Source organism: Natronolimnohabitans innermongolicus JCM 12255 (assembly GCF_000337215.1).
GTDB lineage: Archaea > Halobacteriota > Halobacteria > Halobacteriales > Natrialbaceae > Natronolimnohabitans > Natronolimnohabitans innermongolicus.
The window spans coordinates 1-12,197 of sequence record NZ_AOHZ01000010.1 but is presented as its reverse complement, the minus strand read 5'-3'; the positions used below and the strand labels follow the sequence as shown (position 1 = coordinate 12,197).

Here is a 12,197-nt window from a genome sequence, read left to right as displayed (position 1 = left end):
ATGGTGACCGTCGACGCCACCCTCGAGTGCGTCCGAATCGGAAGCCGTTGCGTTTCAGGTGTCGATCAGCGCCGCGATCCCGTCGCGAACGATCGTTTCGCAGTACGCACAGCGGACCCCGTCGCTCAGGACGTCGAATCGGGAGCTGACCGGCTCGCCACCGGTCGTGATACAGCCCGAATTGGGACAGGAGAGAACGCCTTCGACCACTTCGGGGCGCTCGACGCGGTGTTTTTCGATCACCTCGTAGTCGCGGACGATGTTGATCGTCGCGTCGGGTGCGATCAGCGAGAGGACGTCGACCTCGTCCTGACTCAGTTCGCGACCCTCGACCTTGACGATGTCCTTGCGCGCGAGTCGGTCCGAGGGGACGTTCATCCCGACGGAGAGCTCCTCGCCCTCGCTGCCGTCGATTCCGAGGATCGCCAGCACGTTCAGCGCCTGCCCGCCGCGGACGTGGTCGATGACGGTCCCGTCGCGGATCTTGCTGACGCGCAGCTGGTGATCCTCGCGCGTGTTCCGTGCGTCGCCCGCCTCGTCATCGCGGCGGTCCGAATCGTCACTCATCGTCCTCACCTCCGCGCTCGTCGCTCAACAACAGATCCAGCAGCGCCATCCTGACCGGGACGCCGTTGTGTGCCTGCTCGAAGTACGCCGCGTGCTCCGTGTCGTCGATTTCGGGGTCGATCTCGTCGACGCGGGGAAGCGGGTGCATGATCGTCAGGTCGTCGCTCGCAGCCTCGAGCGTCTCGGCGTCGATCTGGTACTCGCCGGCGACCTTCTGGTACTCCTGTTCGTCGGGGAACCGTTCGCGCTGGATGCGGGTGACGTAGAGCACGTCCAGCGAGGGCAACACGTCCTCGAGGGAGTCGTGTTCGCGGATCGCCGCGTTCTCGTCTGCCTGGTGGAGGTCGTAGACGACCTCGCGGGGCAACCGGAGGCTCTCCGGGCTGATGAAGTGCTGGCGGGTGTCGAAGTTCGTCAGCGCGTGGGCCAGCGAGTGGACCGTCCGGCCGTACTTCAGATCGCCCATGATGCCGATCGTGAGATCGTCGAGCCCAGCGTTCTCTCGGATCGTATAGAGGTCGAGCATCGTCTGGGTCGGATGGTGGCCCGCCCCGTCGCCGGCGTTCAACAGCGGCACGTCGACGAACTCGCTGGCCATCGTTGCCGCGCCCTGTTTGGGGTGGCGCAAGACGAGCGCGTCGGCGTAGCCCTCGATGACCCGCACCGTGTCGGCGAGCGTCTCCCCTTTCTTGACGCTCGAGGATTCGATCGAACCCATGTCGACGATATCGCCGCCGAGGCGTTTCATCGCGGTCTCGAAGCTCATCTTCGTCCGCGTGCTCGGTTCGAAAAACAGCAACCCGAGCAGCGTGTTCGTGTGCCGATCGGCGACGGCGTCGGGGTCGGCGTCGATCTCGGCCGCCCGGTCGAGGACGGTCTCGACGTCCGCCCGCGAGAGTTGTTTGCTCGTGATGAGGTGATCGTGGCGCATTCGTTCGTGTTGGTGCCTGCCGAGCCCTTGAATCTCCCCATTCGGGTTCGCCCAGAGTCCCCGGCGAGCCCCGACGAAAACTGGCAGTCGAGGCGACAATTTCTTTCTCGTGAAATAATGGAAGACCAAAGAGTTATGCGGACGCTGCGGTAATTGGTCCCAATTGTATGGTTGGTCGGCTGGAGACCGGAATCGACGTGCTGGATCGCAAGCTCGAGGGCGGACTCCCGCCGGGATGTATCGTCGCGTACACCGCCGATCCGGCCAGCCAGTCGGAACTGCTCCTCTACGAACTGACGGCCGCTCGCGGGACGCTGTACCTGACGACCGAACGGTCGGACGACGCCGTTCGCCACGCGCTCGACAGTTCGCCCTCGGAGATCGGCAGTCCGACGGTCCGCCACGTCACGAGCGACGACCCCCTCGAGGAGGCCACGCGACTGGTCGGCGCGCTCCCCGACGGGGCGAACCTCATCGTCGACACGGCCGACGTCCTGGAGCGTGCCGACACCGACGACTACGTCGCGTTCTGTAACGAACTCAAATCGCAGATGCTCGAGACGGGGTCGATCGCCGTCCTCCACTGCCTGAAGGGCTCTGAGGAACCCACCAACCGAACGCGAACCTATCACGCCGCCGACGCCGTGTTCGATCTGCAAACCGCGGTCGCCGGAACCGAACTCGAAAACCACCTCACCATCCCCAAGTTCCGGGGCGGGAGCCAGCCGACCGAGGCGATCAAACTCGAGTTGACCGAGGAAGTGGCAATCGATACGAGCCGCGACATCGCTTGAGACGATTTGCTGTACCGATGTGCCGGCGCAACCGCCGCTCGGGTCGCGGTCGTGGCGGAAATGACTGCCAGTAAGCCGTATGAGACGGTCGACCGACCGTCGGCACGGGGCCGGACTCGCTCGCGTACCTGTCCGCGCCTGTCTACATCCACGACGATTCGTCGAGCGCTTCGTCCGTCACTCGGAGCGCATCTCGATCGAACCGGTCATCTCCTCGGGGTGGGTCTCACAGAGATACAGTTCTATCTCCGCGGTCGCTTCGAAGGTGAGTTCCGTCGTTTCCGACTCTTCGTCGACGAAACTGCTCGTCTCGATCGTGGTGTTTTCGTCGGCGACGGCGAAGTTGTGGCTGCTTCCGTCGGTGTTCGTCCAGACGATTTCGTACTCCCTCCCCTCGTAGAGCGCGATATCCGGGTTTTCGACGTCCTCGATAACCGACGGCCGCCGTCCGATCCATCCATCCTCCTCGGCGTCGAGTTCGATCGTGTCCACCTCGCCCCACTCGTCGTCCCAATCCTCGTCGGGCGGATCGGCATCGTCGGCTTCCTCCTCGAGTTCGACGCCGTCCTCGTCGTCTTCGGGGTCGGAACCGCCTTCGGTACAGCCCGCGAGGAGTCCGACGGCGACTACGCCGCCGAATCGAATCGCCGAGCGTCGCGAAAGCGAGTCGTTTCGCTCCATCGCCGTCATTTGTTCCCTCGCGAACAAAAGCGACGGGCCGACACTCGCGTGGTTCGGTCGACGCAGCCAGACGCCGCTGCATCCGTGGTTCGGCTGTCGATACGATAGTCGCCCGCCGAGACCAGTAGTAACACACCGATCGCAACGCCGTCCGGCGATCAGGCGTACAGTGACGCTCAGCGGGGACTCCCTCCTCGAGTGTCGCCTCGTCGCGGACGAAAAAAGCCGGATCGGGGTCGGTTACTCTTCGGCGCCTTCGAGTTCTTCGACGATCTCGTCGGCATCGACGTCGGCGTCCTCGAGGGCTTCCTCGATGTCGCCGCCGCCCATACCGCCCATGCCGCCCATCATACCGCCCATACCGCCCATGCCCATGCCGTCGATGACTTCCTGGACGATGACGCGGTCGACGCCGATCTGGTCGATAATCTGCTGACCGATCTGCTGTTTGCCCATCATCCACTGCTGGTTCATCGTCATCTGGGGCGTGGCCTCGAGGTAGAGCGTCTCCTTCTCGACGACTTCCGTCTCGAATTCGGGTTCGGCGGGTTCGTCGTCATCGTCTTCGTCCTCGTCGGGCTCGACGGGGACCTCTTCTTCGACCTCGTCGGTCTCGATCCAGAGCTCGGGCTCCATCCCGAGGTACATCTCGAAGAGACCGGCCGCCTGCTGCTCGCGGTCGTCGACCTCGCCGAGAATCTCGTACTCGTACTCGACGTCCTCGCCCGCGAGCGGGTGGTTGAAGTCGACGCGGGCGCGGCCGCCGATGATCGTGCTGATGTAGCCCTGCTGGCCGTCGACCTGCACGTTCGCACCGGGGTAGCGGTCGTCCTCGTCGATCTTCTCGGCGCTGACGGTCTGGACGTCGTCGGGGTCGTACTCGCCGAAGGCGTCCTCGGCGTCGATCGTTACGGTGCCCTCGTCGCCGGGCTCGGAGCCGATAACGGCCTCCTCAACGCCCTCGAAGATGTGTCCCTCACCGAGGACGATCGTGCGGGGCTTGAACTCCTGGCCCTGATCGTCGACGCCTTCCTCCTCGGCGACCTCGGGGTCGGTCGTGTCGACGAGCTGGTCGCCGTCGGCGGTGTACGCGGTGTAGTCGAGTTCGACGAAATCTCCGTTCTGAAGCCCCTCTGGCTCGGCTTCAGTGTCTTCGTCTACGTCCTCTGCAACGTCATCGGCCTGTTCTGCAGGCTCGGCCTCCTGTTCCTCGGTCATACGTTGTACGTCCCGCCGTCTACATTTAAGGTACACGTTTTCACGCGGGCGGGGAGCGACCGATACTTACGGCCGCCTTTCGTGACCCCGCCCATGTACGAAGTCGAAGTGAAAGTCCCTGCCGACCTCGAGACCGTCCGGGCGCGACTCGAGGCCCTCGACGCGGACCGACGGCGCGCGGTCGTTCAGGAAGACACCTACTACGATGCACCTCACCGGGAGTTCGCCGAAACCGACGAGGCGTTGCGCATTCGCCGCGAATCCGTTCCGGATCGGGTGGACGCCGACGAGAGCCGCGTCACCTACAAGGGGCCGCTGCTCGACGACGAATCCAAGAGCCGCGAGGAGTTCGAGACCGCCGTCGGCAGCGGCGAAACGATGGACGCCGTGTTGACCCATCTCGGCTTCGAACCGGCCGCGACGGTCCGCAAGGAACGCGAGCGCTACGCCCTCGATGGATACACCATCACCCTCGATGCGGTCGACGACGTCGGCGAATACGTCGAGGTCGAAACGGACGTCGAGCGCGAGCGCGACCTCGAGTCCGCGCGAGAAGGGGCCTACGAGGTCCTCGAGCGACTAGAACTCGACCCGAACGAGCAGCTTCGGACGTCGTATCTGGGGCTGTTGCTCGGGAACTAACGCGCCGGAACGGTATGACGGCTATCTAACTGATAACTCCCCGCAGTTATGATCTCACGCCCGAATCATATCCGCAAGTTATAGAACCACGCTCCGCTTACGGCGAGTATGAGCGAGCGGAACATCCGGGTCGAACCGATCGACCGTCAGGCAGTCGAAGATCAGGAAGTCGAAATCGTCGAACGAAAGGGAATCGGTCACCCCGACTCGATCTGCGACGGCGTCGCCGAAGCGGTCGCCGGCGCGCTAGCGCGGGAGTACCTCGACCGCGTCGGCGAGGTATTGCACTTCAACACCGACGAGACCCAGCTGGTCGCCGGTGAGGCTGCGCCCGCATTCGGCGGTGGCGAGGTCGTCGACCCCATCTACCTGCTGATCGTCGGTCGCGCGACCAAACGCTACGAGGGCCAGACCATCCCCGCCGAGACGATCGCCCTGCGGGCCGCCCGCGAGTACCTGTCGGAGACGATTCCGAACCTCGAGGTCGGCGAGGAGATCGTCGTCGACGTCAAACTCGGCGAGGGCAGCGGCGACCTTCAGGAAGTCTTCGGCGAGGACGAGGTGTCGGTTCCGATGGCCAACGACACGAGCTACGGGGTCGGCCACGCGCCCCTGACCGAAACCGAACGGATCATCCAGGACGCCGAGGCGCGACTCAACGGGGAGTTCGCCGACGAGAACCCGTACCTCGGACAGGACGTGAAGCTCATGGGGAAACGCGAGGGCGACCACATCGACGTCACCGTCGCGGCCGCGATGGTCGACGAACACGTCCCGGACATGGACGCCTACGCGGACGCCGTCGAATCGGTCCGGGAGTTCGTCGAGCAGGTCGCCGGCGAACACACCGACCGAACGGTCGACGTCCACGTCAACACGGCCGACGACTACGAGGAGGGGTCGATCTACCTCACCGTGACCGGCACCTCCGCCGAGCAGGGCGACGACGGCTCCGTCGGCCGCGGTAACCGCGCCAACGGCCTCATTACGCCGAACCGCTCGATGTCGATGGAAGCGACCAGCGGCAAGAACCCCGTCAACCACATCGGAAAGATCTACAACCTGCTCTCGACGGAGATCGCCGAACAGGTCGTCGATGACGTCGACGACATCCGCGATCTGCGCGTCCGACTGCTCTCCCAGATCGGTCGCCCGATCGATCAGCCCCACGTCGCCGACGTCCACGTCGTCACCGAAGACGGCGTCGAACTCGGCGACGTCCAAGACGAAATCGAAGCCATCGTCGACGAGGAACTCGCCAGCGTCACCGACATCACGCGCCGCGTGATCGACGGCGAACTCTCGACGTTCTAGGGCTCGAGAACGCGAGAACGCGACATCGCACTCGAGTCGTGGCGCTTTTCTCTCTCTTCACCGCGCTCGAGCGCCGACGACGGCCCAGCGACTCCCAGTTTTCATCCAGTTCGATGACGACCGACGCAGGATTCCCCTGGACGACGGCGTCCGCCGGCACGTCGTCGGTGACGACGGCACCGGATGCGACGACGGAGTTATCGCCGACCGTCACCGGTTTGCCGTACTCCGACCTGCAGATTCGTTCGGTCGCACCGAGGGGATGAGGGCCGTATCCATGTGACCTCCGGACCGACCTGACAGTTCCGTCCCGCCACGAGCACTCCCGCTCGTAGCGCAAAATTCCATGCCGCCCACGCCGCGTCCGAATCCGAACTAGTTCTGCACGGAGCGTGCGACTTCGTCGAGAACGTCCACGTCGAGCGGTTTCACCGCGACCGCCTGCACACGATCCTCGAGGTCGTCCAGTTCCTTATCTCCACCCGGCTCCGTCCCCGAGAGGACGATCACGGGGATATCCCGAACGTCGTCGTCCAGCTCGCGGAGGACCTCCGTCCCGTCGACGCGGGGCAGGTTCAGGTCGAGGAGGACCACGTCGGGTCGGGGGGCGTCGCCGTGCTCCCCCGACTGGTGGAGGAAGTCGAGCGCGTCGGCGCCGTCGGAGACGACGTGGACGGTCGGATCGCGATCCCACCCCTTCAGCAACTCTTTCGTCAGGCGAACGTCGCCCGGGTTGTCCTCCGCCAACAGGAGATGCTCGATCCGGTCTGGAGGAGCCATTGTCTGCTGATCGAGATTGATCGAGTTAAGCGTTCTGACGCGAGCGCGGTGAAAATGGTAGTTCGTAGGACGGATCGCCGCGAAAAATTGCGTTCGACGACGAAAATCCGCTCAGAACAGTTCGACCCGGATCCCCTCGGCCTCGAGTTCCTCGGCGAACGCCTCGGCGTCGGTCTCGATCGCCTCGAACGTGTCGTAGTGTTCGGGCAACACCAGGTCAGGATCGACGCTGCGGGCGAAGTCGGCGGCTTCCGCCCGGTCCATCGTGTAGTGGCCGCCGATCGGCGGCACGAAGACGTCCGCCGTGATCGACTCGTGGTGCTCGAGGAAGTCCGTATCCGAGGGCACGAAGATCGAGAGCCCGTCGATCGTCAGGTGAAGCCCGATCACTTCGCCCTCGGCGTGGAACGGCTCGCCGTCGTCGTCGACGTGGTCGCCCTCGGGGTCGTTGTACGCGGGCACCGTCCGGACGTCGATCCCGGCGACGGTGGTCTCGCCCTCGAGCGGGAGGTCGACGACGTCGCGCTCGAGGTCGCTCGTGTCGACGGCCTCGAAAACCGCGATCGTGGCGTCGTCGCCGGCGACGGCGTCGATCGCGTCCGGATCGTAGTGATCGAAGTCGTCGTGGGTCACGAAGACGACATCCCCATCGCTGGGTTCGTCGTCGATCACCTCGCTCCACGGGTCGACGTAGACGACGGTCCCGTCGGCGGTCTCGAGTCGCTTGCTCGCGTGGCCGGGTCGCTCGAACGTACTCCCCTCGTAGGTGACAGACATGGTCGCTCGAGCGTACGACGGGTTTCGCCTTATACGTGGGGCCCGCGACCCGCCGACCGGCGACACAACCACCGCGGTGAAGAACAACGGAATCGCCGGTCGAAGCGCGGTTCGTCACGTTCCCAGACCGCCGCGGCCGGGTCGTTCTCGACAGCACAACTGTTTCGCGTTTCGCCACGCCAGCGCGACCGCTTAGGGGTCCGGTAAGCGTCCGGCTTCGCCGCTCGGGAGCGTCCCGGGGCTCGGTTTCGTCGCTCGAGACCGTTTCGGGAGCCATTACTGCAAATATACGTAAGCCGTCGTCTCCCCGACGGTGGGACGTGACCGGAAACGATTCACACGTACCGCAGCGTAGTCGCAGATCGTATCTTACGGGTTGTCTCGCCGCCGTCGGTGCGCTCTCGATTCCCGGCCTCGCGGCCGGCAGCGAACTCGGTGACGAGTACGGGACGGTCGTCGACGTCGTCGAGGCGGGGGCGGATAACGAGGGAGGAGAGCCCGTCACGCCCGTCCTCCGCGAACACGTCGCCGACGACACGCTCCTCAAATTCCCCGAGGGGCGATACTACATGGACGAACAGCTCCGGGCGACCGACTTCGAAAACCTCGGCTTCGTCGGCGAGAACGCGACGCTGGTTCCGGCGACGTACCACAAGTTCGACGGCCCGCAGTATCGGCTGTTCCGACTGGGCACCGCCGACGCTCCCGGTCGAGACCTCCGATTCGAGAACTTCGACGTCGATCAGACCGCCGACGAAACGGGCATCCGCGTCGTCAGCGCCCAGGTCTCCGACGGGCTTTCGGTCCGAAACGTGACGATCCACGGGACCCACGACAGCGGGACGTGGGGCCCGGGACTGTTCAACGTCACCGACCCCGACGGCGAGGGCATCGTCGACTGTTTTTATGCAATCGACGGCGCCGTCCACGTCGACGAGACGCCGAACGCGGACCAGATGTGGCGCGGCGCCACCGGCATCACCGTCGATCAACACCACCGCGGAACGCTCGTCTTCCACAACTGCCGACTCGGCGGCTTCCCGGACAACGGCCTGTACGCCTCGAGTGAGACCGGTCGGGTCGGCGTCGACGGCGGCCGATACCAAAACAGCGGAACGGCCTCGATCCGTCTCGACGGGTCGAGAGCCGAGATCAGAAACGCCGACGTCATCGTCGACGCCGATCCCCACGGCTCGGACGGCCAGCACGCGATCCGCCTCGACGGCGGCCGCGCCGAACTCGCCGGCGTCACCGTCGACGCACCGGCGCCGAACGGCGACGCGATCAGGGTCATGAACGACGTCGAGAGCGCGACGATCGCGGAGACGGAACTCGCCGTCGGAGACGCCCCGAGTAACGCGATCCGCGTCAGTCCCGGCGCCGGACGGACGACCGTTCGCGACGTCGACGTCGAGATCGCGGGCAGCGCCAACGCGATCCGACTCCTCGGCGACGACGCCCACGGCGCCGACCTCGAGCGCGTTCGGATCACCGGCGACGCTCCCGGCACGCGAAACCGTCACGCCATCTACTGCGAACGACACGACTGCCGGTTCGTCGACCTCTCGGTCGACCAGCCCGGTGCGGACAACCGGCGCGGACTCGACCTCCGCGGCGCCGACTATCTCGTCGCCGACAGCGAGTTCGAGACGACCCACACGCCGATCGTCGTCGACGGTGCGACCGACGTCACGATCGAAAACACGGCCGCGCGATCGCTCGAGGACGGCTACTCGGTTCGGATCGTCGACGGTTCGGGAACCGTCTCGCTCTCGGAAAACGAGTTCCCGAACGGCGTGCGCGACGATCGGTGACGCGGCGAGCGACCGTCGCAGCCGTCCCTGCTGGCTCCGTGAGAACGATTATCGTTCGCCATGCTCCAAAACCAACGTAGAATGCGATACTGGAACCGCCTGACGTCCATCCTCGGCGGGAGGCAGATACTCGTAGCGCTCGGCGCGCTGTACGTCGTCGTCGCGCTCGGGCGGGCGGTCTGGAACGTGTCTCAGGGAACGCCGTTGCTCCCTATCGCCGTCATCACCACCTTTATCGGCGGCTCCGGACTCGTGCTCCTCGTCGGCGGCTATCGATTGCCCGAGACCGACGTTCACGCCGACTTCTACTCGACGATCGCGGGCTGGTGTCTCGTGGCTATCGCCGCGATGCTCTCGATTCTCGCACTCTACCATCTTCAACCCGATACCGATCTCCCGGAACCGAATCGGCTGGTCCCCATTCTCACGGCGTTCAGCGCCGTCGGCGGATACGGCGTCGGACTGTACGCCGCCCAAGCGAAGACGAACGCGCTCGAACTCGAGCGCCGGAATCGACGACTGCAACGGGTTCAGGCGCGCCTCGAACGCTCGAACGAGCGCCTCGAGGAGTCCAACGAGCGCCTCGAACAGTTCGCCTACGCCGCAAGCCACGACCTGCAGGAGCCGCTCCGGATGGTTTCGAGCTACCTGCAGCTCATCGACCGTCGATACGGCGAGCAACTCGACGACGAGGGCGAGGAGTTCCTCGAGTACGCCCTCGACGACGTGCTCGCGGACGTTCGCAAGGATCTCGAGTTTCGGATCGACGAAACGAACGCCGACGTCACGGTCGAGGAACTCCCTCGCGTCGAGGGAAACGAAAATCAGCTGCGACAACTCTTCCAGAATCTCGTCTCGAACGCACTCGAGTACAGCGGCGACGAGGCGCCGGTCGTCCACGTCTCGGCCGAACGCGACGGCAACGAGTGGATCGTTTCGGTCCGCGATGAGGGAATCGGGATCGAGCACGACGACCACGCGCAGATCTTCGAGATCTTCCAGCGACTCCACACGCACGAAGAGCACGCGGGAACGGGTATCGGGCTCGCCCTCTGTAAACGGATCGTCGAGCGCCACGGCGTTCGAGCGAGCGAAGCGAGGTCGTGCTCGACAGACTCGCGGAGTGAATCTGTTGGCGGCGACATCTGGGTCGAATCGACCGCCGGCGACGGCTCCGTGTTCTCGGTTACGCTGCCTGCGCTCGACGAGCAAGACGAGGATCGCTCGAGCGAATCGGTCTCGAATTGCGGCGCTCGTCGCGGGGATGGGTGAGTGCGGTTGTGGACTCCGTCCGCCGGTTCAGCTGCTCGCCGCTCGCGGATTCGTTCGCGGTAAACCGGGCCGGGCGCGATTATGAACTACGCCCAGAAATGCTCGCTTCGCTGCGCCTTTCTGGTCTACTTCAAATCGCTTTGGCCGCTTTGCTCCTCACGAAAGTGTTCGTCGCAAAAGCGGGCCGGGCGCGATTTGAACACGCGACCGTCTGATTAAGAGTCAGACGCTCTGCCGGACTGAGCTACCGGCCCTGTACCTGCGACTTTTCGACGGGACGTAAAATACGTTTCCCTTGAGTGGCGTCGTGGCAGGGTTAGACACACGTACAACGGACAACAATGACGGATCCCGTATATCCGGCGCAGTGACTGCGCGATCGAACATCGTCTGCGTACGAATCTTCGGGACCGTTAAGTGTGGTCGCTCCGACCACACAGACAATGAGTACGGGGGTTACGATCTCGTCGATCTCTGATTATGCGATTCTCGGCTGTGGAAGCGTCGGCTACGCCGTCGCCGAGGAACTCGTCGAACAAGGGAAAGACGTCCTCATTATCGACCGCGACGAGAGCCGCGTCGAGTCGCTGCGCGACCAGGACTTAGACGCCAGAACCGCCGATATCAAAGAACCCGAGGCCGCCGACCTCGTCGCCGACCGCGACGTCGTCCTCATCCTCGCTTCCGACGTCGAGTCCAACAAACAGGCCGTCGAACACATCCGCGAGATCGACGACACGCAGTTCGTCGTCGCCCGCGCGAGCGACCCCGTCTCGGGCGACGAACTCGAGGAACTGGGCGCCGACATCGTCATCAACCCCTCCTCGGTGATCGCCGAATCCGCGCTTCGAGCCCTCGAGTCGGGCGAACTCGAGTACAACGCGGGGAAACTCGCCCAGTTGCTCGAGGAGACGAGCGACCGGCTGGCGATCGTCACCCAGGACAGCCCGGACCCGGACTCGATCGCAAGCGCGGCGGCCTTACAGGCTATCGCCGACCACCTCGGCGTCGAATCGGATATCATCTACCTGGGAGACGTCGGCCACCAGGAGAACCGCGCGTTCGTCAACCTGCTGGGGATCGATCTGGTGCAGTGGGGCGAGATCGAGGACTACTCGGTCTACGACACGGTTTCGCTGGTCGACCACGCGACCTCCGACGAGATGGATCTCTCCGTCGACGTGCTCATCGACCACCACGAGCCCGAGTCGGAGTTCGAACCCGAGTTCGTCGACATCCGGCCGAACATGTCCTCGACGTCGACGATCATGACGAAGTACATCCAGGAGTTCGACATGAACGTCTCCGAGGAGGTTGCCACCGCCTTGCTCTACGGCATCCGCGCGGAGACCCTGGATTTCAAACGCGACACTACCCCCGCCGACCTCACCGCGGCCGCCTACCTCT

General features: G+C 64.6%; 12 protein-coding genes, 1 tRNA gene and 1 pseudogene. 6 read left to right on the top strand and 8 right to left on the bottom strand.

Going from position 1 to position 12,197, the window contains the following annotated elements; all coding sequences use genetic code 11:
• Positions 1 to 54: 54 nt before the first annotated feature.
• Positions 55 to 567 carry an aspartate carbamoyltransferase regulatory subunit gene (pyrI, locus tag C493_RS01645; RefSeq protein ID WP_007257648.1) on the bottom strand — a complete coding sequence of 171 codons (513 nt, stop codon included), beginning with the start codon at positions 565 to 567 and terminating at the stop codon, positions 55 to 57.
• On the bottom strand, positions 560 to 1,498 hold the full coding sequence (gene pyrB, locus C493_RS01640) for an aspartate carbamoyltransferase (RefSeq protein ID WP_007257647.1): 939 nt from the start codon (positions 1,496 to 1,498) through the stop codon (positions 560 to 562). Before pyrB ends, pyrI begins: the two co-directional genes overlap by 8 nt.
• 167 nt (positions 1,499 to 1,665) lie before the next feature.
• On the opposite strand from pyrB, the gene C493_RS01635 reads away from it, so the two are divergent.
• On the top strand, positions 1,666 to 2,292 hold the full coding sequence (locus tag C493_RS01635) for an RAD55 family ATPase (protein ID WP_007257646.1): 627 nt from the start codon (positions 1,666 to 1,668) through the stop codon (positions 2,290 to 2,292).
• Between the two features lie 177 nt (positions 2,293 to 2,469).
• Here the strand turns inward: C493_RS01635 and C493_RS01630 are convergent, their stop codons facing one another.
• Entirely contained in the window at positions 2,470 to 2,973 is a 504-nt protein-coding gene (locus C493_RS01630) for a cupredoxin domain-containing protein (protein WP_049889075.1), read from the bottom strand.
• A gap of 240 nt (positions 2,974 to 3,213) precedes the next feature.
• Positions 3,214 to 4,191, bottom strand: a complete 978-nt coding sequence (locus tag C493_RS01625; protein ID WP_007257644.1) for an FKBP-type peptidyl-prolyl cis-trans isomerase — start codon at positions 4,189 to 4,191, stop codon at positions 3,214 to 3,216.
• A 93-nt stretch (positions 4,192 to 4,284) separates the two neighbouring features.
• Here C493_RS01625 and cyaB point away from each other — a divergent pair, with 93 nt between their 5' ends.
• Together cyaB and C493_RS01615 are read left to right on the top strand one after the other, a co-directional pair.
• Entirely contained in the window at positions 4,285 to 4,833 is a 549-nt protein-coding gene (gene cyaB, locus C493_RS01620; protein WP_007257643.1) for a class IV adenylate cyclase, read from the top strand.
• Between the two features lie 108 nt (positions 4,834 to 4,941).
• A complete protein-coding gene (locus C493_RS01615) occupies positions 4,942 to 6,147 on the top strand; it encodes a methionine adenosyltransferase (RefSeq protein WP_007257642.1) in 1,206 nt (401 codons plus the stop codon).
• A gap of 103 nt (positions 6,148 to 6,250) precedes the next feature.
• On the opposite strand, the pseudogene C493_RS24185 reads toward C493_RS01615, so the two are convergent.
• From C493_RS24185 to C493_RS01600, 3 genes and pseudogenes are all read right to left on the bottom strand, one after another.
• A pseudogene (locus C493_RS24185) lies at positions 6,251 to 6,458 on the bottom strand (acetyltransferase); the annotation flags it as partial.
• A gap of 64 nt (positions 6,459 to 6,522) precedes the next feature.
• Positions 6,523 to 6,927 (bottom strand): response regulator, encoded by a 405-nt coding sequence (locus tag C493_RS01605; RefSeq protein ID WP_007257640.1) that lies wholly within the window; start codon positions 6,925 to 6,927, stop codon positions 6,523 to 6,525.
• Positions 6,928 to 7,038: 111 nt separating this feature from the next.
• Positions 7,039 to 7,704 carry an MBL fold metallo-hydrolase gene (locus C493_RS01600; protein ID WP_007257639.1) on the bottom strand — a complete coding sequence of 222 codons (666 nt, stop codon included), beginning with the start codon at positions 7,702 to 7,704 and terminating at the stop codon, positions 7,039 to 7,041.
• Between the two features lie 320 nt (positions 7,705 to 8,024).
• On the opposite strand from C493_RS01600, the gene C493_RS01595 reads away from it, so the two are divergent.
• Both C493_RS01595 and C493_RS01590 read left to right on the top strand, forming a co-directional pair.
• Positions 8,025 to 9,518: a hypothetical protein gene (locus tag C493_RS01595; protein ID WP_007257638.1), complete on the top strand. Its 1,494-nt coding sequence runs from the start codon at positions 8,025 to 8,027 to the stop codon at positions 9,516 to 9,518.
• Between the two features lie 81 nt (positions 9,519 to 9,599).
• Entirely contained in the window at positions 9,600 to 10,790 is a 1,191-nt protein-coding gene (locus tag C493_RS01590; RefSeq protein WP_007257637.1) for an ATP-binding protein, read from the top strand.
• Between the two features lie 180 nt (positions 10,791 to 10,970).
• Here the strand turns inward: C493_RS01590 and C493_RS01585 are convergent.
• A tRNA-Lys gene (locus C493_RS01585) sits at positions 10,971 to 11,044 on the bottom strand.
• A gap of 189 nt (positions 11,045 to 11,233) precedes the next feature.
• Here C493_RS01585 and C493_RS01580 point away from each other — a divergent pair.
• Positions 11,234 to 12,197: DHH family phosphoesterase (locus C493_RS01580; protein WP_007257636.1), on the top strand; the 964-nt coding region annotated here is incomplete at its 3' end.

Bases quoted from the DNA above. Each gene is read 5' to 3' on its own strand.
- pyrB (WP_007257647.1), bottom strand. From the start codon at position 1,498: ATGCGCCACGATCACCTCATCACGAGCAAACAACTCTCGCGGGCGGAC.
- C493_RS01630 (WP_049889075.1), bottom strand. From the start codon at position 2,973: ATGGAGCGAAACGACTCGCTTTCGCGACGCTCGGCGATTCGATTCGGC.
- pyrI (WP_007257648.1), bottom strand. From the start codon at position 567: ATGAGTGACGATTCGGACCGCCGCGATGACGAGGCGGGCGACGCACGG.
- C493_RS01635 (WP_007257646.1), top strand. From the start codon at position 1,666: ATGGTTGGTCGGCTGGAGACCGGAATCGACGTGCTGGATCGCAAGCTC.
- C493_RS01590 (WP_007257637.1), top strand. From the start codon at position 9,600: ATGCGATACTGGAACCGCCTGACGTCCATCCTCGGCGGGAGGCAGATA.
- cyaB (WP_007257643.1), top strand. From the start codon at position 4,285: ATGTACGAAGTCGAAGTGAAAGTCCCTGCCGACCTCGAGACCGTCCGG.
- C493_RS01625 (WP_007257644.1), bottom strand. From the start codon at position 4,191: ATGACCGAGGAACAGGAGGCCGAGCCTGCAGAACAGGCCGATGACGTT.
- C493_RS01600 (WP_007257639.1), bottom strand. From the start codon at position 7,704: ATGTCTGTCACCTACGAGGGGAGTACGTTCGAGCGACCCGGCCACGCG.
- C493_RS01605 (WP_007257640.1), bottom strand. From the start codon at position 6,927: ATGGCTCCTCCAGACCGGATCGAGCATCTCCTGTTGGCGGAGGACAAC.
- C493_RS01615 (WP_007257642.1), top strand. From the start codon at position 4,942: ATGAGCGAGCGGAACATCCGGGTCGAACCGATCGACCGTCAGGCAGTC.